Source organism: Arthrobacter sp. UYCu723 (assembly GCF_054059215.1).
The window spans coordinates 13,392-33,960 of record NZ_JBSSBW010000002.1; the positions used below are offsets into that span (position 1 = coordinate 13,392).

The 20,569-nt window shown below is 63.8% G+C and carries 19 protein-coding genes and 6 pseudogenes; 15 read left to right on the forward strand and 10 right to left on the reverse strand.

All coding sequences use genetic code 11. From position 1 onward, the window contains the following. Window positions 1-31: 31 nt before the first annotated feature. A complete protein-coding gene (locus ACVWZ8_RS22260) occupies window positions 32-1,258 on the reverse strand; it encodes an ATP-binding protein (protein ID WP_456506020.1) in 1,227 nt (408 codons plus the stop codon). A 378-nt stretch (window positions 1,259-1,636) separates the two neighbouring features. Here ACVWZ8_RS22260 and ACVWZ8_RS22265 point away from each other — a divergent pair, with 378 nt between their 5' ends. Further along, window positions 1,637-1,969 carry a hypothetical protein gene (locus ACVWZ8_RS22265; protein ID WP_456506021.1) on the forward strand — a complete coding sequence of 111 codons (333 nt, stop codon included), beginning with the start codon at window positions 1,637-1,639 and terminating at the stop codon, window positions 1,967-1,969. A 79-nt stretch (window positions 1,970-2,048) separates the two neighbouring features. On the opposite strand, the pseudogene ACVWZ8_RS22270 reads toward ACVWZ8_RS22265, so the two are convergent. Next, window positions 2,049-2,193: pseudogene (locus tag ACVWZ8_RS22270) on the reverse strand (DUF4193 family protein); the annotation flags it as partial. Between the two features lie 345 nt (window positions 2,194-2,538). Beyond that, window positions 2,539-3,780, reverse strand: coding sequence for a UPF0158 family protein (locus ACVWZ8_RS22275; protein ID WP_456506022.1), 1,242 nt, complete (start codon window positions 3,778-3,780; stop codon window positions 2,539-2,541). A 201-nt stretch (window positions 3,781-3,981) separates the two neighbouring features. On the opposite strand from ACVWZ8_RS22275, the gene ACVWZ8_RS22280 reads away from it, so the two are divergent. Continuing rightward, window positions 3,982-4,956 (forward strand): hypothetical protein, encoded by a 975-nt coding sequence (locus ACVWZ8_RS22280; protein ID WP_456506023.1) that lies wholly within the window; start codon window positions 3,982-3,984, stop codon window positions 4,954-4,956. Window positions 4,957-5,106: 150 nt separating this feature from the next. Here ACVWZ8_RS22280 and ACVWZ8_RS22285 read toward each other — a convergent pair whose 3' ends face one another. Continuing rightward, a complete protein-coding gene (locus ACVWZ8_RS22285; RefSeq protein ID WP_456506024.1) occupies window positions 5,107-6,855 on the reverse strand; it encodes a hypothetical protein in 1,749 nt (582 codons plus the stop codon). Here ACVWZ8_RS22285 and ACVWZ8_RS22290 point away from each other — a divergent pair. The 3 genes and pseudogenes from ACVWZ8_RS22290 to ACVWZ8_RS22300 all read left to right on the forward strand — a co-directional run. Then, window positions 6,845-7,459 (forward strand): annotated as a pseudogene (locus ACVWZ8_RS22290) (IS3 family transposase); the annotation flags it as partial. The gene ACVWZ8_RS22285 and the pseudogene ACVWZ8_RS22290 sit on opposite strands and share 11 nt — an antisense overlap. Window positions 7,460-7,571: 112 nt before the next feature. Next, entirely contained in the window at window positions 7,572-8,873 is a 1,302-nt protein-coding gene (locus ACVWZ8_RS22295) for an ISL3 family transposase (protein WP_456506025.1), read from the forward strand. Window positions 8,874-8,891: 18 nt separating this feature from the next. Beyond that, window positions 8,892-9,056, forward strand: a pseudogene (locus ACVWZ8_RS22300) (IS3-like element ISAar4 family transposase); the annotation flags it as partial. On the opposite strand, the pseudogene ACVWZ8_RS22305 reads toward ACVWZ8_RS22300, so the two are convergent. The 3 genes and pseudogenes from ACVWZ8_RS22305 to ACVWZ8_RS22315 all read right to left on the reverse strand — a co-directional run bounded on the left by ACVWZ8_RS22305 (window position 9,032) and on the right by ACVWZ8_RS22315 (window position 10,703). After that, window positions 9,032-9,291 (reverse strand): annotated as a pseudogene (locus ACVWZ8_RS22305) (ParB family protein). The pseudogenes ACVWZ8_RS22300 and ACVWZ8_RS22305 sit on opposite strands and share 25 nt — an antisense overlap. A gap of 99 nt (window positions 9,292-9,390) precedes the next feature. Beyond that, window positions 9,391-9,906, reverse strand: coding sequence for a single-stranded DNA-binding protein (locus tag ACVWZ8_RS22310; protein ID WP_456506026.1), 516 nt, complete (start codon window positions 9,904-9,906; stop codon window positions 9,391-9,393). A gap of 206 nt (window positions 9,907-10,112) precedes the next feature. Continuing rightward, the gene (locus ACVWZ8_RS22315) at window positions 10,113-10,703 is read right to left on the reverse strand and encodes a DNA-binding protein (RefSeq protein ID WP_456506027.1); all 591 of its coding nucleotides are present in this window, start codon (window positions 10,701-10,703) and stop codon (window positions 10,113-10,115) included. 230 nt (window positions 10,704-10,933) lie between these two features. Between ACVWZ8_RS22315 and ACVWZ8_RS22320 the strand changes: the two genes are divergently transcribed. From ACVWZ8_RS22320 to ACVWZ8_RS22340, 5 genes are all read left to right on the forward strand, one after another. Next, window positions 10,934-11,116, forward strand: coding sequence for a hypothetical protein (locus ACVWZ8_RS22320; RefSeq protein WP_456506028.1), 183 nt, complete (start codon window positions 10,934-10,936; stop codon window positions 11,114-11,116). Between the two features lie 71 nt (window positions 11,117-11,187). Further along, on the forward strand, window positions 11,188-11,523 hold the full coding sequence (locus ACVWZ8_RS22325) for a site-specific integrase (RefSeq protein ID WP_456506029.1): 336 nt from the start codon (window positions 11,188-11,190) through the stop codon (window positions 11,521-11,523). 18 nt (window positions 11,524-11,541) lie between these two features. After that, window positions 11,542-11,868: a tyrosine-type recombinase/integrase gene (locus tag ACVWZ8_RS22330; protein ID WP_456506149.1), complete on the forward strand. Its 327-nt coding sequence runs from the start codon at window positions 11,542-11,544 to the stop codon at window positions 11,866-11,868. Between the two features lie 7 nt (window positions 11,869-11,875). Further along, complete coding sequence (locus tag ACVWZ8_RS22335; protein WP_456506030.1) at window positions 11,876-12,136, forward strand: tyrosine-type recombinase/integrase; 261 nt, start codon at window positions 11,876-11,878, stop codon at window positions 12,134-12,136. After that, window positions 12,057-12,263: a tyrosine-type recombinase/integrase gene (locus ACVWZ8_RS22340; protein ID WP_456506031.1), complete on the forward strand. Its 207-nt coding sequence runs from the start codon at window positions 12,057-12,059 to the stop codon at window positions 12,261-12,263. Before ACVWZ8_RS22335 ends, ACVWZ8_RS22340 begins: the two co-directional genes overlap by 80 nt. Before the next feature lie 595 nt (window positions 12,264-12,858). Here ACVWZ8_RS22340 and ACVWZ8_RS22345 read toward each other — a convergent pair. Beyond that, window positions 12,859-13,137, reverse strand: coding sequence for a hypothetical protein (locus tag ACVWZ8_RS22345; protein ID WP_456506032.1), 279 nt, complete (start codon window positions 13,135-13,137; stop codon window positions 12,859-12,861). A gap of 301 nt (window positions 13,138-13,438) precedes the next feature. After that, window positions 13,439-14,878 carry a GntR family transcriptional regulator gene (locus tag ACVWZ8_RS22350; protein WP_456506033.1) on the reverse strand — a complete coding sequence of 480 codons (1,440 nt, stop codon included), beginning with the start codon at window positions 14,876-14,878 and terminating at the stop codon, window positions 13,439-13,441. Between the two features lie 148 nt (window positions 14,879-15,026). On the opposite strand from ACVWZ8_RS22350, the gene ACVWZ8_RS22355 reads away from it, so the two are divergent. The 5 genes and pseudogenes from ACVWZ8_RS22355 (at window position 15,027) to ACVWZ8_RS22375 (ending at window position 20,166) form a co-directional block, all read left to right on the forward strand. Continuing rightward, on the forward strand, window positions 15,027-15,386 hold the full coding sequence (locus ACVWZ8_RS22355) for a hypothetical protein (RefSeq protein ID WP_354252328.1): 360 nt from the start codon (window positions 15,027-15,029) through the stop codon (window positions 15,384-15,386). Between the two features lie 156 nt (window positions 15,387-15,542). Continuing rightward, a pseudogene (locus ACVWZ8_RS22360) lies at window positions 15,543-16,938 on the forward strand (IS1380 family transposase). A gap of 335 nt (window positions 16,939-17,273) precedes the next feature. Next, window positions 17,274-17,568: pseudogene (locus tag ACVWZ8_RS22365) on the forward strand (ISAzo13-like element transposase-related protein); the annotation flags it as partial. Between the two features lie 39 nt (window positions 17,569-17,607). After that, the gene (locus tag ACVWZ8_RS22370; protein ID WP_456506034.1) at window positions 17,608-18,276 is read left to right on the forward strand and encodes an amino acid permease; all 669 of its coding nucleotides are present in this window, start codon (window positions 17,608-17,610) and stop codon (window positions 18,274-18,276) included. Between the two features lie 69 nt (window positions 18,277-18,345). Continuing rightward, on the forward strand, window positions 18,346-20,166 hold the full coding sequence (locus ACVWZ8_RS22375; RefSeq protein WP_456506035.1) for a glycoside hydrolase family 15 protein: 1,821 nt from the start codon (window positions 18,346-18,348) through the stop codon (window positions 20,164-20,166). A gap of 4 nt (window positions 20,167-20,170) precedes the next feature. Here ACVWZ8_RS22375 and ACVWZ8_RS22380 read toward each other — a convergent pair whose 3' ends face one another. After that, entirely contained in the window at window positions 20,171-20,392 is a 222-nt protein-coding gene (locus tag ACVWZ8_RS22380; RefSeq protein ID WP_456506036.1) for a DUF6788 family protein, read from the reverse strand. Window positions 20,393-20,569: the final 177 nt, after the last annotated feature.

A 20,569-nucleotide genomic window follows, 5' to 3' on the forward strand; every position in this document is an offset into this window, starting at 1 on the left:
TCATCGCCTGCACAGGACCTGGAACAGGCTCTTACTTCTTCGGCTTCGTGCGTCTCTTGTGCACCGGGGGGACGTCCAGCTGCGGCACAGCCCGAAGCATGAATCGGTCGAAGTGGGGCACCGTGAATCCGGCGTAGCCGTGCGAGGGAGTGTACAACAATCCCATATTGATGAGCTCTGACCGGGTGGGGGCCAGCTGGGTGGATTCACGCCCCATGACTCCGGCCACATCCGCGGCCTTCTGGGAGTCGGGGCCGAGCTGCGCCATGGCACGCATGTAGGCAATCTGAAGCTGTGTAGCTCTGTCCAGCCGGACCCGGAAGAACGAGGAGTCCAGTTTTGCCTCGTATGCGTCTTTCGCGTCCTCAACGTCTTCCAAGGTGATGGAGTCGCCGTCTGCGACTGCCCACACCTGGTACCCCAGTTCTTGCACGAAGTATGGGTAGCCTTCAGTGAGGTCGAACGCCCGGACCAGTGCATCGTCTTCGAAGTGCACATGTTCGATGTGCGCTGGCTCGGCCAGCGCTTTCTTGGCATCTTCGAAATCCAGGGATCCGAGTTTCGGGAACTTGAAGAGCCGCTCGGCGTAGGATTTTGCGTCGCCGGCAAGCTCGGCGATCTGGGGCAATCCTGCACCGACAAACGTTACCGGGAGTTTTCTCTGCACCGATTTGTGGATCGCTTGGATGACGGCTTCGAGTTGTGATTGGCTCAGGAACTGGACCTCGTCGAACAGCAGCACCAGGCCCGTCCCGTGTTCCCTGGCGGCTTCGCCTATCGAAACCAGGACGTCCGTCAGGTCCAGGGTAAGACTGCCGTGATCGGCAAATCCTTCGGCGGCGTCGACATCGAGTGACAGGGTCGGGATACCCGAGGAAGGATCGATGGAAAGGCTGAAGGACTGCAGGACTTGGGCAGCCTTCCGTGCTTTGTCTCCCCACTTGGCTCGTGGTGAAATCTGGTAGAGCGCGGCCCGCAGCTGCGAGTAGATAGTCCGGCGGAAGTGGTCGTCATCGTGTTTGCTGGCCTCGAGCTCCAGCACCTTCCATTTGAACTCTTCTGCTATCTGACGGAACTCCCCCAGCAAAACGGTTTTGCCCACACCGCGAAGGCCGGTGACGATCATGGATTGATTGGTGCGGCCCTTGTCGAGCCTCCGCAGGAGGATCCGGAAGTCCTCCAGGAGATCGTCACGGCCGATGACAATCTCCGGCGTCGCACCCGCGTTCGGAGTGTAGGGGTTGTTCACTGGATCCATGTCACGAATCTTACAAGATTTACTTCACTTTATTGGTTTCTAATAAAGTGCGTATTTTGCAATAAAGTAATCCGGGGCCGGGCTCGAAGCTTACCCAAATGCTGTGCGGCGTGGCTTCAGTGAGTCCTCGGTGTCCTTACAGAATCACTGGTTCGGTGGTTCAACGGCGGATGGAAGCCGTGGATGCTTTTCACGGGAGAGAAAATCCAAAAGTTCAACCAGGCCCGGGTAGGCGTTGATCAACTGCGGCGGAAGAGGTTGGCCCCGCTCCTCGATGGAATAAGTCCACCCTGCTGGTGTTGCGCGGATCACATTTGATCTATGGTTATTCGGGGTCGCCACAGCGTCGTGGCACCCAACATAGAGCGGAGAATTTTCGTGACGACAGACAAGCTTCGGGTGCTGGTCCGGGTGGACCTCGACTGCGCACAGGCCCAGGTTGCCGCGCAGGGTCATGTGACATCCAAAAGCGTGCACGGCCTGTACGACGTCATGAAGCGTGCCAACTCGCTCACCGAGGGCATGACCCTGGAGCTTGATATGACCCGGGCCCACATCGAGCCCGACGCGCTGGAAGAACTCCGGGCCTGCTCGAGGTCCCACCATCTGCCTGCCCGCGTCGATCCATTCCAGTCCGACTACAAGCTGAGCATCCTCGCCCCTGAGACCGCGGCCCTGGCAGCAACAGCAACGGCTACCCAGGCAGCCTGACCGGCAACAACCAACTCCCCACATAAGGGCAAGAAATCCAGATGACCCGCTGGCTACTGCGTCTTGAGGAATGGATGCCCTACCCTTCGCATTCGATGCAGTACGCGTGCGAGTTGGGACCGGTGCCGGACAAGGAAACAGGAGTAGCAGGTGAACTCGTTCGCGGCCTGGGGGATGATCTGAACGATGAGCTCCTCGGCGACGATTTCTTCCCCGGGGGTTAGGCCTCATCGCCAGTGGCGGGGCCTTTTCCGGCCGTTCCGCGGCGGAACGTTCGCCCAGGACCGACCGCCTGCCCGGCAGGCGAGGCGGGCTGTCCTTCGGTATGCGCAGCCGGGACCATCGGAAAATCATCGCTTACGCCCGGGCCAATGGCACGACATTTCGCTCGTTCATGGATCACTCGCGACGCTGAATCGGCGGAGAAAATCGAGGGAGTGAACCCGCAACCTGCACCGGGACGACCCTGGAACCGCGCTGGACCTCACGATCGGCCTGCTCAGCTGCTCCACGGTTGAGGGCATGTGGCGGCACGTCCTTGCGCCGGCGCTGACCGGGCCCGGCTCTCGTCAGCCCACGCGGATGCCATTGTCAGCGAGGAACTCGCGGGCACGGCCCATCTGCCGGTCGGTGGAGAAGGCGTACCACTGTTCGCTAAGGTCCTCGCCGTGGACCACGTCGCGGAACCGGCAGAAGGCGCCTTTGCCCTCGATCGCCCGCTCCAGCCGCTCCCGGAGTGCCTCATCCTGCTGCTGCTCGACGAAGGCAGCCATATCCCGCCAGCCGTTCCGCGAACCGGCGCGGTCGAGCCGAAGCCAACGGTCCGTCTCCTCCTCGACGTCGATGGCGGAGTCCTCCCCGACGATCATCGGGTCAGTGGCGGTGTCGTCGTACACCTGCCCGGTGCGCAGGTCTAGGTAGCCTCCGGTCGACAGGTCGGGATCCCCTTCCAGCACGGTGCTGAGCATGTCGAGGTCTACCGGCACCACACTGCCTGTCAACGGCACGCGGCGCAGAGACGCCAGCAGGTCCTCGGCCAGCACCCGGTCACCAGCGCCGCCGCGCCAAGTCAGCCGGTTGATGACCGACAGTGCCACCGGCTCGGCCTCCTGGCGACTGCGCTCCAGCGCCATCGGTATCCCGGCCCCAACCTGTTGCAGAGCATCATCGATGTCCCGTCCCGTCACCGCCGCGAGGAAGCGAGCCGCATCTGCCGCCGCGATGGCTACACGCAACTCGGACAAGTCCAGCCCAGGCACCTGCACCTGTGCGGGCCACGCGTGCAGCAGCATTGGGTGCGGCCGACCCGGTTTCCCCGGCGCCCGGCCCTCCCCGTCGTCGGCAGCCCACCGGCGCCCATACTGGTCCGGGATGCTGCCCCAGCCCCAGTACGGCAGGGGGACATCAGGACGAACACCCAATACCTCCAGCGGGTCGACCTTCACCTCCCCGACCAGCCATCGGTGCGTCCAGGCGTCACCGAGGTCGAACGTGAACTGAAACTCGGCCCCCGGCTCCAGCGTCCGGACGACCTTGGCAGCAGCAATGTCAATCGGTGCAATGATCGGCCCGCCGATCGATCCGGCCATCTCGGCTCCCGTCTCTTCATCAGTGATTACCCGGCCGTCGGCCAGGGTGAACATTGACAGGTGCGAGCGGTCCCATCGGGCGAAGGCATCGTTGATGGCATCGGCGAGATCCATGAAGGTATTCGACGGTCCGACCGCGAAGATACGCCCGGGCCACGGCCACAGCTCCTCACCACGACCACCGAGCAGTTCCACCGTCACCGACAACCAGTTTCGTGCCATACCCCAAGAATGACACGCACCACGGCCCTTCCGCAGTCGCGTTACTGCATGGCCGCGGCCGCCCGCATCCGTATGTCTCCCGCCCGTCGAGTCTCAAAAACTACCGCGATAGCATCTCCTGGATGGACAAGGTGCAATCGCGGAAAGGTGCGATCCCCACCCCGACCGCGCTGCTAAGCCGTCGGTATCCGCATGAGGCTCGTGAAAACAAACGTCATCGCGGGCTTGCCAGCCCCGGCAGCCAGGGCGTTCCTGCGCCGGACCAGGTTCGCAGACTTCGATGAGGAGTGGGCCTTGTCCCTGCTCTCATCACATGGCGCTGCCGGCCCGCATTCCACCCTCCTGGGCCTTGAAGCCGCGGGGTACATCGAGCGTGCCACGCACTCCCACGGCAACCATCGGTGGTGGAGAACAACAACGCTCGGGAATGCCCTCGCCATGGCCAGCTTCGGGAAACCGATCACACGCAAAACAGCGGACCGGCTGGTCGCCGAAATGGTCGAGCGGGCCAAAGCCTACAACGCCGATCCCGCCAAACCCTGCTTCGTGCAGCGCTTGAGGATCTTCGGCAGCTACCTCGACACAGCGGTCGATCCCCTCGGCGACGTGGACGTGGAACTCGTCCTCGGCCAGCGCACCACTGACCCGCAAGAACTCCTGAGATACGGCACCGCCAGCGGACGCTCATTTTCGACCTTCACTGATCATCTGCTGTGGCCACGCAAGGAAGCCGCACTCATCCTGAAGAACCGCTCCACGGCCATCAACATCACCATGGAGGATATTGATCAACTCACAGACAAGGCCACAATCATCTACTCCATAGCCACCGATGAAACCATCACCCCTCCCCCGCCCCTTGGTAACAACCACCACGGCGACGGCGAGCCAAGTCACCGAGCCGCCGGACCTGCGTGTCAGCTGCATCCAACCCGCCCGGCCCACTACAGTCAAGGCATGCCGAGAGGACGAATGGAGAGCACAGCAGGGGCTGCGCCCCTGCTGGCAGGCCAAACATCGATCGATGACGTCCTTGAGCAGCCGTACGACCTGACTCCCCAACTCCCCCTCCATTGGGCCGCACTTCTCACAGGCCAGCGTCTTCACGCCGCCCGAAACTCTGGAGGAGCCCCGAACTCTTCTCCGAACGCGGAAGCCGGGAACGACCACGCTTGAGGTCGCACCGCCCGCCATGTTGTTGGAGGCCGATGACCACCCCGAGGTCATCGGCGGCCGCGTCCCTCGCGGTCGCCCCCGTAAGCGGCACCAAAACAACGGCACCGGACCTCCGAAGGTCCGGAGCTGTTGTGCTTTCGGTTCAGCGCCTTACAGGGTGGGGCCGCGTCGTCCGTGGTCGGGTCCGGCGCTGGGGCCGCGGTGTGCAGCCTTACGCCGTGCTTGCTCCGCGGCCTGTTCTTCCTGGGCCTTACGGATTTGGGCCAGTTTCTCGGCAAAGTCGTTGCTGGCCGGGGGCCGCTTTTGTTGTGCATCGGCCAGCCGTTCCTGCCACGACTCCCTGGCGTCCGGGCCGGCAGCTTCGCGGGTGGAGCGCTCTGCCTCCCGGCGTGCGGAAATGTCCTTCAACGCCTCGTCGACGGCTTCCGGAGCCTCCGGCGCCGGTGCACCGTGGCGGCCGGCCAGGGTCTCACGGACCTTGCGGGCCGTACCGGCAATCTGTTCTTCCCGTTCCTGTTCCGGGGTCAGGGTGAAGTCCTGTGAGCGTTCCTCGCGCAGGACGTCCACGACGCGCTCTGCCGGTGTCGGTTCGGTGGCCACCGTTGCCTGGACCTCGGCGGCATCGGCCATCAGTTGGGCGTCCTCGGCTGACAGCGGTTCCTTGGAGGTCTGTGCGGAGTATTTGTGCATGGCGGTGACGCGGGCGGCCAGCTCGGCACCGGTTCCCTTTTCGGTGTACTCGGCGGGCAGAACCGTCGTTTCCGTTTCCGGGATCCGGTAGGTGTCCCGGAAGGCCTTGACCTCCACGGCCAGGTCCCGCCATTGCTGCTGCTTTTCCGTGTCGGAGGGCACGGGGCCAAGGGCTTGGGCCCAGGCCGGCGGTTCTGCGGCCAGCTGGGATCCGAGACGCTTGACCTCCTGGGCCATGACCTCGCGGCAGTCTTCGAGCTCCTTGCGCCAAAGGGCTGGGGTGTCCTTGTGGGTGATGACGTCGGCCGGTGCCATCCATGCCGGCAGGCCATCCGGGGCGGGGGCCGTGGTCACGGGTTCGGACAGTCGGCGGCGGAGCATCTGCTCTGCCTCGATCCGGCGGAGGATCTGGTCGGCTGCACGGATCCGGGGCGTGTTTTCGTCCCGGGTGTAGTTGGTGACCGCGCCGCGTTCGTAGGCTTCGTCGGCACGGACGGGCTCAGGCATCAGCTCCCGCAGTGCATTCTCCTTCTGCAGGGATCCGGCGAGCCAGCGGGCCTTCGCGGCCGCGGAGGGATCGTTGATTGTGTCCTCGATGCGGAGCTGTTCGTTGGCGCGGGTGATCCGTGCCTGAAGGTCATCGTCGCTGACGTGGCCGTGAAGCCGGGACTGCCAGGGGGTTTCCTTCGTCTCGGCCAACCAGGTCCGAGCCAGGTCCCGCCTGTCCGGTGCAGGGGCTCCGGGGTTCTGGGCTGTGTTGGCCTGGGCGCGGATCATTTCACCGGTTGCCCGGCGCTGGAGGCGTTCGAGTGCTTCATCGCTGATGGCTTCCAGGTGCCGGCGTACGGGTGCTTCGGCGCGGGTGGGCCAGTAGTCCAGTTTGTCCTCCACGCGCCAGGCCAGGACGGCTCCGGCGTCCTGGGATTCCTCGAAGGGATCCCGGGCGGCGTCGGTGAGGAGGTGGGCGATGTTGAAGTCTTCGTTCTCGGCTTTGCGCAGGTGGGTGGCGATCGCTCCCCAGGCGTCCGAGTCGATGAACGGCTCTGCAGCGCCTTCGCCCAGGATGTTGCGGGCGGTGTTGGCCATCCGCAGTTCGTTGGCCTGGTCCTCAAGGTCTTTGTAGACGTTGACCATGTCCGGAAGTGCCCGGGCGGCTGCGTGGGCGGCGTCGATCTGCTCGTGTGCGGTGAGGTTCCCGTCGACTGTCACCCGCCGGAAGGCACTGATAGCCCGGATCCAGCACTATTTTGAGGAGTCCGAAGGAACGTACGGGTATCGCCGAATCCACGCGGACCTCGCGGCGGAACAGACTGAATGTTCGCCCGAGCTTGTCCGGCAGGTCATGCGCCACCAGGGCCTGATGGCCTGCCAGCCGCGGCCATTCCGGGTGACCACCGAGGCCGACGCGTTGGCCGCGGCCAACATGCCGGACCTCGTCAAACGTGACTTCACCGCCACGCGTCCCGGGGTGAAGTTCGTCGGCGACATTACCTACATCCACACCTGGCAGGGGTTCATCTGCCTGGCCACCGTCATCGACTGCTACTCCAAAAAGGTCGTCGGCTGGTCGATCGCCGATCATATGCGCACCGAACTCGTCGCCGACGCCCTCAACAACGCCGCCGCGACCACCCTGATCGAGCCCGACGCGATCTGGCACCCCGACCGCGGCAGCGTCTATACCTCGGCCGCGTTTCGGACGTTGGTGACCACTCTGGGAATGCGCTCATCGATGGGACGCACGGGCGTGTGCTGGGACAACAGCATGGCGGAATCGTTCTTCTCGATGCTCAAGAACGAGCGCGTTAACCGGCTCTCCTGACTCATCCGTGGGCTTTTTGCGCGCGCCTTAACGGAAGCACGCCGCTTTCCGTCTAGGTTTCTGACTGTCTAAGGAACAGAAACTTTTGGAACGGGAAAACGGCGTGCAAGATGCAAGACTATGGCGAACTCTGCTCGGTGTCGAGAAAACGGTTGTGGAGTCCATTGATTTGGATGACGGTGGCGGGTTCTTGATCGCTTCGGTCCGGCCTACCGGCTCTATGCGGAACCGGTGCGGCATCTGCGGGCGCCGGAGCCCGAAATACGACCAGGGTCAGGGGAGGCGCCGTTGGCGCTCCCTGGACCTGGGCACGGTCCAGGTATGGCTCGAAGCCGGCGCCCCGAGGGTCCGCTGCCGGGACCACGGCGTGAGCGTGGCAGCCGTCCCGTGGGCCCGGCACCAGGCTGGCCACACCCATGATTTCGATGCTCAGGTCGCCTGGCTCGCCACCAAGTCCTCCAAGACCGCGGTCACCGCCCTGATGCGTATCGCCTGGCGCACCGTCGGGGCGATCATTACCCGGGTCTGGGCAGATACAGAGAAAGAATTCGACCGCTTCGCGAACCTGAAAAGGATCGGCATTGACGAGATTTCCTACAAGCGCGGACACAAGTACCTGACAGTGGTCGTGGACCACGATTCCGGTCGGCTGCTCTGGGCCGCACCGGGCCGCGATAAAGCCACCCTGCGCACCTTCTTCGATGCTCTCGGCGATGAACGCTCCGCAGCCATCACGCACGTAACCGCGGATGCGGCCCCCTGGATCGCCGCCGTTGTCACCGAACGCTGCCCGGACGCCGTCCAGTGCGCGGATTCATTCCACATCATCAAGTGGGCTACCGAGGCTCTCGATGAAGTCCGCCGGACGGCTTGGAACGAGGCCCGCAGAGCAGCCCGGGCCAACGAGCCGGCAAGAGGCCGGGGACGGCCGCCGGCCGGGTCCCCGGCACGCCCCGATAGCGCCCTGGCCGCCGGGGTCAGGAACTCCCGGTACGCGCTATGGAAGAACCCTGAAAACCTGACCGAGAAACAGCAAACCAAGCTCGCCTGGATCGTCCAGACCGACCCCCGGCTCGGCCGTGCCTACTACCTGAAGGAAGGACTTCGCACGGTCTTCAAACTGCCCTTCGACGAGGCCGCCGAAGCGCTCGACAAGTGGGTGGCCTGGGCGCGGCGGTGCCGCATCCCATCCTTCGTGAAACTGCAGCAGTCCATCGTCAAACACCGGGCCAGTATCCTGGCCGCCATCGAGCACAGGCTTTCCAACGGGCGCATCGAGTCCATGAACACCAAGATCAGACTCATCACCAGAATCGCCTTCGGCTTCAAATCCCCAGACGCACTCATCGCCCTGGCCATGCTCAGCCTCGGCGGTCCCAAACCAGTGCTTCCCGGCCGAAATTAGCCCACGGATGAGTCAGGAGAGCCCGTTAACCGGACTGTTTACGCGACCAAATCACAAGCAGGCAGCGACGTTATCCGCTACATCGAGGGGTTTTACAACAGCCGGCGCCGACACTCCGCGCCCGGTTACCGACGGCCCAACGAAGTCCACTATGGTTATCAACAGCCAGCCCTGGCAGCGTAGAAGAATCCACCAATTCCGCTGTCCCGAAATCCTCGCAGCAGCTCACACGGCTTCCCTCCGTTGTGCTTGCGCTGCAGGCGCTTCACCTCCCGCATGCTGGCCCGGACGATGAAGTCCGACACGCTTGCATCCCCTTCTCCTCCTTGCCCGCTGCTACAAAAGCGGCACGGACCTGCCCCGCCTGATCCTCCGTGTAGTAGGGCGTGAACGCCGCAATCTTCTTTGGCTTCGCCATCAGCAGGGCACGTTCTCAGCCATGGGGGATCCTGTCGTCGGAGGGTGGGGCGGGGCCTGTCGGTGCCAGCGTATCTGCTGGCCCCGGAAGGTGAAGTGGTTAGAACGGGGGTTCGGTGTCCGGGCCGGCGCCCCAGCCACCGCCGGCGTTGCTCGTCGCCGGAACGCCCCAAGGGTCATCCTGCGGGACCGCCTGTGCAGGTGCGTTGCCGTTGCCCTGGTAGCCACTTCCCTGCCCACCCTGGTTGCTGCGCTGGCTGCGGTTGACCTTGGCGTTCGTGTACCGGAGGGACGGACCGATCTCATCCACTTCGAATTCGATCACGGTGCGCTTCTCCCCCTCCTTTGTCTCAAAGGACCGTGACTTCAGCCGCCCGGTGACGATGACACGCATGCCCTTGGTCAGGGACTCGGCCACGTTCTCGGCCGCTTCGCTCCACACCGCTGCCCGGAGGAAGAGCGTTTCGCCGTCCTTCCATTCACTGGAGGCCCGGTCGAAGGTCCGGGGCGTGGAGGCGATCGTGAAGTTCGCGACCGCGGAGCCCGCTGGCGTGAACCGCAGTTCGGGGTCGTTGGTGAGGTTTCCGATGACGGTGATTGTTGTTTCCCCGGCCATGATGGTGGGTGCTTTTCGGGAGGTCTTCCGGGTGTCGTGGTGGTCCTCAATCCCCGTCCAGTCCGGGTACGGGAGATACGACCGGCTTAGGTGTTTTGGCTGCGCCGGGTCTTGGCGAGGGCGCGGTAGGTGGTGATGTAGGGCCTCGAACGGTCCGGGAGGTCAGGTGGGGCCCCTTCCTCGCAGCTCAACGCCGGGGGGTTCCGCTAATGGTTCGTTTGGCCCCGGTCATCCTTGTCCAGGGTTTCCGGCACGATGCGCTGCAGGAGCGCGTCGTGGGCCTTTTGCAAGGTCTCTGCCCGGGCCTCAGCCGCAGCCACCCTGGCCGATGCATCCGCGGCTGCGGCGCTGGCCTGTTGCTCGGCCGCGCGTGCCTGCGCCAGTTGCGACTGAATCGCTGCAGCGTGGGTTTCCAGTGCGGTGACCCGGGCGGTGAGCTCGGTGACGGCGGCGTCTTTCTCGCCGGTGACCTTGTCCAGGTCAGCGACGAGCTCGGAGATCTCCAGGCCCAGATCCTTCCTCTCCTGCGCCCAGACCGCTTCCGCAGCGGCGTGCCGCTCATTCGCCAGTGCGGATGCTTCGGCCCAGCAGGTCCCGGCCAGCCGCGCGGCCTGTTCCAGCACCGTTGCCGGCGTCGCGGCGACCTGACCTCCCGCGGCCTGCTTCTCCTCCACCCACTCTTTCAGGTAACGGGTGGCGTCGGCGTTGCTCACACCCGCCGCTGCCCGCACCGTCGAGACGGTAGGCCGGCGCTCGGCACTGATCTGCTCCGAAGCAGCATACACACGCTCTTTCACACTCAACGCCACGGCGATAACCTCAAAAAGTAGTAGTAGGAGTAGTAGTAACAAAACTACTATTCCTACTTCTCGATGGCAATACCGCCCCCAACTTCGACGGCTTTGTCAGCCCTTCCGCCCCCCGGCAGCTCATCGGCCCGGGCGGCGGGACCCAATAGCTCCGCCGTCGTTGGGATCCACGTTGCTGGCCCGTCGTGCGGGGCGGCCGTGGCAGGATGGGCTCCATCATGGACAGGCGGTTACGGCGCGCTCCGGACGCAGAATGGGTGTTGATGTACCGGCTCGGACTGAGCCGGAAACGCATCGCTGACCTCGTGCGCGCCGAACCTGCCACCGTCGGGTATCACCTGGTCGTCGCCCGCCGCCAGGACCCGGGCCTCGAACCCGCACACAAGTTCCTCGTTGGGTGAGTCGCCCGCTGGCTGCACATAATCGGGACACTTCTTGTATCCAATCAGCTTGGAAGACAGGGAGCAGACCGATGAATATTGATGATGAAATGACGGTGGGCACGCTGCTGGCGGCCTTGGATGAGCATCTGCGGCGGGTCCGCGGCGTGTGTCCGGGAACGCGGCGCAACTACGCCAAGTACGTTGGTGAATTCCTGGTGACCGTGTTCGCCGATGGTGCGTCGGATCCGAGGCTGATCCGCCCCTCAGACGTGATCGCTTTCGTCGGTGGGGCGCCAGCCCGCTACCGGTCCAGGACGGTGGAGTCGGCAGCAACGTCGTTGCGTTCGTTCTTCAGGTTCCTGCGCTCGGAGGGCCTCCGTGAGGACCGGTTGGACGATGCGGTTCCGATGGTGCCGCGGCGCTAAACGGGTCTTGTCCGGCACCTGGATTCGGGGACCTTCGAACAGTTGATTGCTTCCCTGGACTCCTCTTCGCCTCGTAGGCTGCGAGACCGGGCCATCATCCTCTGCTTGGCCCGTCTGGGACTGCGGGCAGGTGAGGTCGTACAACTGCAGCTGGAGGATCTCAATTGGTCCAACGCCACTTTGCGGATCCGTGCCCGAAAGACCGGTCAGGGCGCATTGCTGCCGCTGACCAACCAGGTCGGCACGGCGCTGGCCGGATACCTCGCGGTCGCCCTGAGACCGGCTGCCGCGAGGTATTCGTGCTGCATAGGCTGCGCCCCGGTGCCTTGGTGCCCCGAACAGTAGCAGCATCGTGAGACGTGCGGTCGAGCATGCCTTGGACAATGCGGGCATCGACGTACCGACACGTGGGTCCAATCTGCTGCGTCACTCTCTGGCCACCGAGCTGCTTGAACACGGGGCCGGGCTGTCAGAGATCGCTGACGTGATGGGGCATTCCTCGCTGTCCACCACCAGGATCTATGCAGCGGTCAATGTCGCTGCGTTACGCGAGGTCGGCCTGCTACGCCACCTTGTTCGGGCTGATCGCCTGCACCGGTCTGCGGATCAGTGAAGCGTTGGCCCTGGCCTGTGATGACGTGGACCTGGCGGGAGGCGTGTTCACCGTGCGGGCCGGGAAACGCGGCCGGAGCCGGCTCGTGCCCTTGCATCCCAGCGCGTTGGGATGCAAGGGCGAGTAAGCCACCGAGCGCGAACGACGCTACGGCCGGCCAAGCGGGGATCAGGCGTTCTTCCGCACCGACCGCAGCGACCGCAGCGACCGGGTCAGCTACAACGCCGCCGAGCACACCTTCACGTCTTGCGCCGGCAGCTGGGCTGGACCGCCGTCGGGCGCACCCCGGGCACCGCGCATCCACGACCTGCGGCACCGGATGGTGGTACGGCGCATCGAGGCCTGGCACGCCCACGGGGTCAACGTCGATGCCAAGATCCCGGTGTTGGCTACCTATATGGGTCACGCGGAAGTGCGGAGCCTCTATTGGTATTTCTCGGCGTCCCCGGAACTGATGAGCATCGTCGTCTCTAAGCGTTTCGAAGCATTCGCCGCCCCAGGGCGGGTGCATCATGAGGACCCCGCAGATCGGATTCCCCATCTGGGCCCGGACCCGGGACGGCGCCGAGTTTCGGGCCTACGTAGTGGTTCCGTTTGGCGGTTTGCTGGTGTTTTTCGGCGGCCAGCGGGAGCGTTTGAGGGTGTGTTCCGGGCAGGGCGGCTGCGCCCAGACCAGATGGGTGAGCAGGTGCCTGATTTCGGGCAGGGTGAGGGCTATGAGCTCACCATCTCCGAGACGGGAGCCCCCTTTTTGACCGGGTGGCGGTCAGGAAGGCGTGGGCGAGCATGGACAAGGTGATGTGCCGGTGCCAGCCCGTCCATTGCCTGGCCTGGTAGTGGTCCAGCCCAGTTTCGCCTTTGGAGGTCTGGAAAGTTTCCTCGATCGCCCACAGGGCGCCGGCGACCCGGACGAGTTCGGCCAGCCCAATGCGCTTGGGACCGTGGCGGATGTAGTACGCCAGGATCGGCCTGGGTGCGCCGGGCGAGCAGCCAGTGCTCACTTTTCGGGTCGTTGCCGCCGTTGATCCGGGCCCTGGCCCAGGCGTAGCGGCGGTCCCCCTTGGCGCCTTGGCCGGCGGACCGGGTCCGCCAGGCCCGCCAGGACAGGGAGGCGATCAGTTCATCGGGCACGGAACTCGGCGCCGAGGGCGCCGGTTTTGGCAATGACCCGTTGGTTCATCGGCAGGGAACAGAATGAAAGCGACTGTAGTACTACGCCACCACAGGCCTCAGGCTCCAACCCACCTACTCACCTTCTATTTTCCGATCAGGAACAGGCACTTGGCGCTGTTCAGTTCTTACTCAACCCCCGGTTTCTGTACTTACACCTAAACAGAGGTTCCACGGGACCGATGGAAGAGCGATTCTCCGTTCAATCTGACGGGATCGGGAGAGGGTTCCGCCGACCAGGCTGGCCGTGTTGGTAGCGATAACCACTTCGTTCTGGTCCACGATGCACGTGTTTGACGGCAAGGACCGAAGGAACGGGTCGAATCCAGCCTGGAGCCCTCTGACGAGGATGTCAACGGCAGCAACACCAACCATCCTGCCGTCCCTCATGACTCGCTTGGTGAAGGTGACGAGGTGCTCGTTGGATCCGAGGGCGTCCACGTAAGCGTAGCTGGCGTGGACCTTGTCATCAGCGTCATTCCCGGGCCACCACGGTGCTGTCGTGTAGTCATAGAACTCCAGATCCAGTTCCATCCGCTGCGGCGATTCCGGACCCGACGGGATGTAGCACCAGATGAAGCCCATTTCGCCGAAGAAGGACGGATCGGCCACGAATCCCGTCCCGTACACAGCCGGCATGGCCCTCGCTAGACTCCGGCGCGCCGCGTCGTAAACGTTAACCAACTCATCTAGCTTTCCGTTTTTCGCGCGGTCAAGGTCGGCCTGGACGGCCTCTTCGACGGTCTTGATCGACGCGGCCACGTTCCCTTCGAGGCTCACAGCGAACAATTCGACGGCTGAAACCGAGCGATCAATGTCTTCGTTCCCGGGCGGCGACCCTGGTGGCGGAGGTTCCATGGACATCCGCAGGTCGATGAGGCGGTTCATGTCCCGGCGCACATGGTCTTCGGCGAGGGCTCGTGCTCGAATGGTGTCCCCGGATCGGATTGCGTTCACGATCACAGTGTGCTCGTTCCCCGCCGCGCGGCGGCGGTCAGAATCGCTGGCCCATACCAAGGCCCCGACTTCAGCCTGCATGGCCATCTCCTGACGGGTGAACAGAACGGATCCCGATGTGGCCGCAAGCTCTATGTGGAACCGACTGTCCGCTCGCGTCATTTCGGCGGGTGTGCGTGCGGTCTCGATCATAGCCGCCATCGAAGCGAGGCGCCCGGTGGAGACCTGCTGCGACCGGCCTGCCGCTGCCGTGGCAGCTGATCCCGCCAGGAAGGCGCGATATTCTCGGATGTCGCGCAGGTCTTCAAGGGAGTAGGCGGCAAGGGCGTCCAGCTGAGCCCTGGCAATGTCTCCGATGTTCGCCCTCACGAAGCTGCCGCCGCCTTTGCCACGCCGTGTTTCGAGAAGTCCCAGATGACGGAGCTCGGCGAGGGCGGCACGCAGCGTCAGGGTAGAGACGCCCATCCTTGCAGCCAGATCGCTTTCGCTAGGGAGCTGGGCTCCGTCTTCGAGTACACCCAGCTCAATCGCATAACGAAGCCGGCGCCCGATCTCTTCGCCACGCTCCAAGGTTTCCAAGGGTGCGAATGCGAGTTGCTCTCTCCAGCTGGCCATGGACGACGCTCCGAGTCTATGTGGTGAGCTAATACATTGACCTTTAACCTTCAATGTCTATTGACATTTAACATTAAAGGTCTACAGTCAAGTGTATCAGAAGGGAACGGGACACCAGTCCCGGACCGCACATTAGGAGTCGAGGGTCATGATGGACAGCATTCCCCAGCCTGGCCGGATTATCGGCCGCACCTGGGTGCCGGAGCAGCTGCACGCCTTGGCCTTAACGGACAGGGAAGCCCAGCGCCATGTCGAACACATGAGCGCACGGCTCGCGCTGGTTGACCGCGCCCATCTGGTTGACGCTAACCGCATCAGGGCGATGGTCGTGGAGAGCATGGGCGGCATCGCGGGAACCTACTACATGGTCGCCGCCCTGCTCTTGGCGGAGCTGGCCATCACCTACCCGCAGCAACTGACGGACGCCCAGTACAATCTGCTGCTCTCTCCCCTGGAGGCCGCGGAACAGGTAGCTGCTGCGGGTACTCGTCTCCCGGTGGCCGCCTGAGAACAGCGAAGCCGGTGGGCATGCATAGTTCTTAGCCTGAATCCACCGGTTGGGTTTGGGCCGGTCCGGCGTTTTAAACCGGAAATGCCCTTCTGATCAGGGAAAATAGGACTTGTCTAGAGTTCCGTTTTCGCCTTGCAGAGGAGCATTCCGTAGATGCAACTTTTCCATACCCAGTCGGCTATTTCCAGCGCTTTTGATGATCCGAATCTCGTGTCGGCCGCGGGGCTGGTCCCGGTCATGGGTCTGGCCGGGAAAACCGGGCTCGGGGAACTGGTCGATGAGCATCTGAAACTGCCGGACTATTTCGGTGCCAACGCGGGGTTGAAGGTCACGGCCCTGGTCGCCGGGATGGTTGCCGGCGCCGATTCCATCGATGATATGGGACTGCTGCGCCACGGTGGGATGGGGAAACTGTTCAAGGGCGCCTACGCGCCTTCGACGCTGGGATCGTTTCTGCGGACGTTCACTTTCGGCCATGTCCGCCAGCTCGACGCGGTCGCCTCCCGCTGGCTGCCCGCATTGGCCAGGGCCGCCCCGGTCACGGCCGGGATCGACGCTCTGGCACTGGTCGATATCGACGACACGGTCAAGGCGACCTACGGCTATCAGAAGCAGGGCGCCGGTTACGGGGACAACGGCGTCAAGGGCCTGAACGCGCTGATCGGGACCGTCACCACCAACGAGGCCGCACCGGTCATCACCGGGGCGCGGCTGCGCAAAGGCGCCACCAGTTCGGCGCGGGGCCGGCAAATTCGTGGCCGACACCCTCGCCACCGTGAATCGGCTGCGTTCGGCGGACGCGGACGGCATGGTGCTGCTGCGCGCGGACAGCGCGTTCTACAACCACGCGGTTGTCACCGCCGCGGCACGGGCCGGCGCGAAAGTCTCGATCACGGCCCGGATGGACCCGCACGTGAAGAAAGCCATCGCGAAGATCCCGGACTCCGCGTGGGAGAAGATCAAATACACCAATGCGATCTTCGACGAGGAATCCAACACCTGGATCTCCGATGCCGAGGTCGCCGAAATCGGGTTCACCGCGTTCATTTCCAAGAAATATGAAGACCGCGTTGCCGGCAGGCTGGTGGTCCGCAGGGTTCCGGAACTGAACCCCAAGGCCGTCACGGGTCAGGAAACCCTGTTTCACACCCACCGGTTTCACGCGTTCTTCACCACCGTCGCCGCAGACGTCCTGGACACCGTCAAGGCGGATAAGACCCACCGCGCCCACGCGGTGATCGCGCAGGTCCATTCCGATCTGCGCGCCGGTCCGCTGGCCCACCTGCCCTCCGGAAAGTTCAACGCCAACGCCGCCTGGCTCGCCGCCGCGGCCATGGCGTTCAACCTCACCCGCGCCGCGGGCACCCTCGCCGGAGGGCATTTCGCCAAAGCCACCACCGTGACGATCCGGACCAAAATCATCAACGTCGCCGCCCGGACCGCATCTTCGGCCCGGCGTATCAGACTGCATCTGCCCGAAAACTGGCCGTGGCAGGACGGTTGGGAAAAGCTCTTCGACACGATCTTCCCGCCGCCCAAACCGGCCTGAACCCTGTCAATCCAGCCGATACGGCGCAACCGAAAGAAACAGTGGAACACCACCGGACAGCGAGGTCCTGCCATCCACCCTGCCCCCGGCCCGAAAACAAGACTGAATCAGAATCCGGCCATCAGCGACAGCCGACCGGTGGATTCAGGCTTAGCGGCGAGCAACCGGCATGGCCAGCACCTGCGGCCGGAAAGGTCCAGTGAAAGATTCCGCCGGGCCCAGACACCGGCGAATACAGACCACTTGAATATCGGCCAACACCAGTAAGTGACCCCGAGTGGATTTCGTGCAGCATACGGACTCGGCGCCCCTGCGAGACCGCCGTCCCATTTCGGACAACAAAGTCCACCCGCGCCCTGGCCGATGAACTCAGCCGGACTGGACATCGGGTCTCGGTGTGGACGGTGGCGAACCAGCTCCAGGGGCAGGGATTCAGCCTGCAGGGTAACGCGATACAGGTCGAAGGAACGGTGCACGCCGACCGTGACGCCCAATTCAACTACATCAACAACCAGAGCGCGGAACATATCAACGCCGGGGTGGCCGGCCATCAGTGTCGGCACCAAGAAAGAGGAACTCGTCGGCCCGTTCATCAACGGTGGGAAGACCTGGCGCTCCGGCCGGGGGCCTGGTGTGACGATCTAGAATTGGGACTCCAAGAGCGTCGGGGTGCGCCCTTACGCGGCGGTGCTGGATGTGATGGGCATTCCGGCCGTGGGCACCATCATGAACTTCATCGTCCTGACCGCCGTACTCTCCTGCCTTAACTCCGCGTTGTACACCACTTCGCGCATGCTCTTCGCCCTGACCAAAAACGGCGACGCACCCAAGTTCTTCACCAAGCTGTCCACGGGTGGTGCCCGCCGGGCCATCCTGCCGGGCACCACGGTCGGGTATGTCTCCGTGATCTGTGTGTACCTGTGGGGCGACGTTGTGTTTGGGTTCCTGGTGAACTCGTACGGCGCGGCGGCACTTTTCGTCTATCGCGTGATCGCCGCTTCACAGGTGGTTCTGCGCAACAGGCTGGGCCGCGAGGACCCCACTGCCTTGAAGCTGAAGATGTGGCTGTTCCCTTGGCTGAGCTACGCTACGATCGCGCTTATGCTGTCGGTGATTGTGGCCATGGCCATTCTTCCCGGTACCCAGTCCCAGTTCCTGATGAGTGGCGTGACACTGATCGTGGTTCTGCTCAGCTTTGAGGTCCGCAGAAGTTTTGGCAACCGTCCAGGAGATGACGACGATGCTGCTGCCGCGCTGTCCGAGACCAAGGAACCGGTCCCGGGAGCAGCAGGCCAGCGAAACGAACCTCACGCTGATTCGGTGAAAATCGCCGGCTGACTCCTGCCCGGAGCAGTTCCTCCCGCTGGCGCCCTCAATCCCAGAGCCAAATGTGATTAACTGAGGCACATGGCATCGCGTATCGAGGACTATGCGCTTCTTTCCGACATGCACACCGGTCCGCTTCTATCGCGCACTGGCAGCTTGGACTGGCTCTGTTTCCCCCGCTTCGACTCTCCCTCCGTTTTCGGGGCGCTCCTGGGCACCGAAAACCACGGCCGCTGGCTGTTGGCACCCGCAGGCTCGGATGCCCACGTAGTCAGACGGGAGTACCTCAATGGCACCTTTGTACTGCAGACCGAGTGGGATGCCGACGGCGGACGGGTGCGGATTACCGAGTTCATGCCGGTGGAAGGCCAGCGTGCCTCGGTGGTACGGAGGGTCGAGGGTCTAGTCGGCAATGTCCGGATGTACCAGGAACTGAAGATCCGGTTTGGCTACGGCGCGGTCCGGCCCTGGGTCGGCCGGATGGCGGACGCTCAGGGCATCGAGGTGCTGCTGGCGGTAGCCGGACCGAATGCGCTCATGCTGCACGGGGATGTGCTGCCTAACGCCAGTGGCGATATGCATACTGTCGATTTCACTGTCGCGGCCGGAGAAAGGGTTGATCTGGAACTTGCCTGGTACCCCTCCTACCGCCCGGGCCCGACCCGGATCGACGTCGACGCGGCACTCGCCCAAACCGTGCATTTCTGGTCCGACTGGGCCTCCAGGTGCCGTCAGGAAGGCGACTATGCGGCGGCCGTCCAGCGCTCTCTGCTGGTCCTGCGCGCACTCACGCACGAGGAAACCGGGGGCATCGTTGCCGCTCCTACCACCTCCCTTCCGGAGGAGTTCGGCGGCGCGCGCAACTGGGACTACCGCTACTGCTGGCTACGTGATGCGGCCCTGACGCTGGAGGCGATGCTGGCCCATGGTCAGGCGCAAGGGGCCCTGCATTGGCGCAATTGGCTGTTGCGCGCCGTCGCCGGGGATCCAGAGGACCTCCAGATCATGTATGGCCTGGCAGGGGAGCGCGAACTCGAGGAGCGACAACTGGCGCATCTGCAGGGCTATGAGAATTCCGCTCCGGTGCGCATCGGCAACGGTGCCGTCGGGCAGTTCCAGGCGGACGTCATCGGCGAGGTGATGGTGGCATTGGAGAAGTTGCGGCGTGCCGGCGGCACGGAGGACCTTTTTTCATGGCCCCTGCAGCGTGAATTGCTGGGATTTCAGGAAAAACACTTCGAGCGGAAGGATCACGGCATTTGGGAGATGCGCGGGGAACCGATGCACTTCACGCATTCCCGGGTGATGATGTGGGCGGCCTTCGACTGCGGCGTCCGTGCGGTGTGCGAGCACGGACTGGACGGGCCGGTGGAGCGCTGGACGGCAGCGCGTGAACGGCTTCGCCAGGAAATCCTGAGGGATGGGTTCAGCACCCGGCTCAATTCCTTCACCCAGGTCTATGGCGGCTCTCAGGCGGACGCCTCGCTGCTGGTTATTCCGCAGGTGGGCTTCCTCCCATACGACGATCCTAAAATGCTGGGCACCGTGGCGCAGCTGGAACGCGAGCTGATCGATGACGGTCTAATGCTGCGCTACCGCACCGAAACCGGGGTAGACGGCCTGGAACCCGGTGAACATCCGTTCCTGGCCTGCTCCTTCTGGCTGGTGGAACAGTACGCGCACAGCGGGCGGAAGGCGGAAGGTAACGCGCTGATGGACCGTCTGGTGGGTCTGACCAACGAGCTGGGTCTGCTCAGCGAGGAATACGCGATCAAAGCCGGCAGGATGGCCGGGAACTTCCCGCAGGCGTTCTCCCACCTTGCCCTGATCCGGGCTGCGGATGCCCTCCACGGAGCGGAGCGGCTCAGTGCGCCCGCTGCCGTGCCCGCAGCGGGCGCTTAGCTTGTTATTTAACCTTTTGGACGAGGATGAGTTGGGCGGCGTGTTCGCAGACGCGCGGCATGTCCTTCAGGATCACCTGCAGTGCGCAGTCGTTGGCGATCCATTCCGGGAAGAGGTCCGCTTCCTCCGGACTGAGAGTGAGGGTGACAGTCTTGCCGCCGGTCTTGGCGGTCCATTGGTAATAGGGCATGCGGCCTGCCGGGTTTTCGCTGCGGTGGCGGACCACGCTGCCGCGCTGGATCAGACCCAGATCCGCCGATGAACCCCCCGCCGGGGTCGAAGCCGTTTGGAACAGTTGAATGAGATAAGGCCTCCGGCGAGAAGACTCTCCGCGACCACCATGAAGACATACATAACAGCGAGAACGACCCCTCCTGGGTGTCCATGCCGCCGCCGGGTGTTA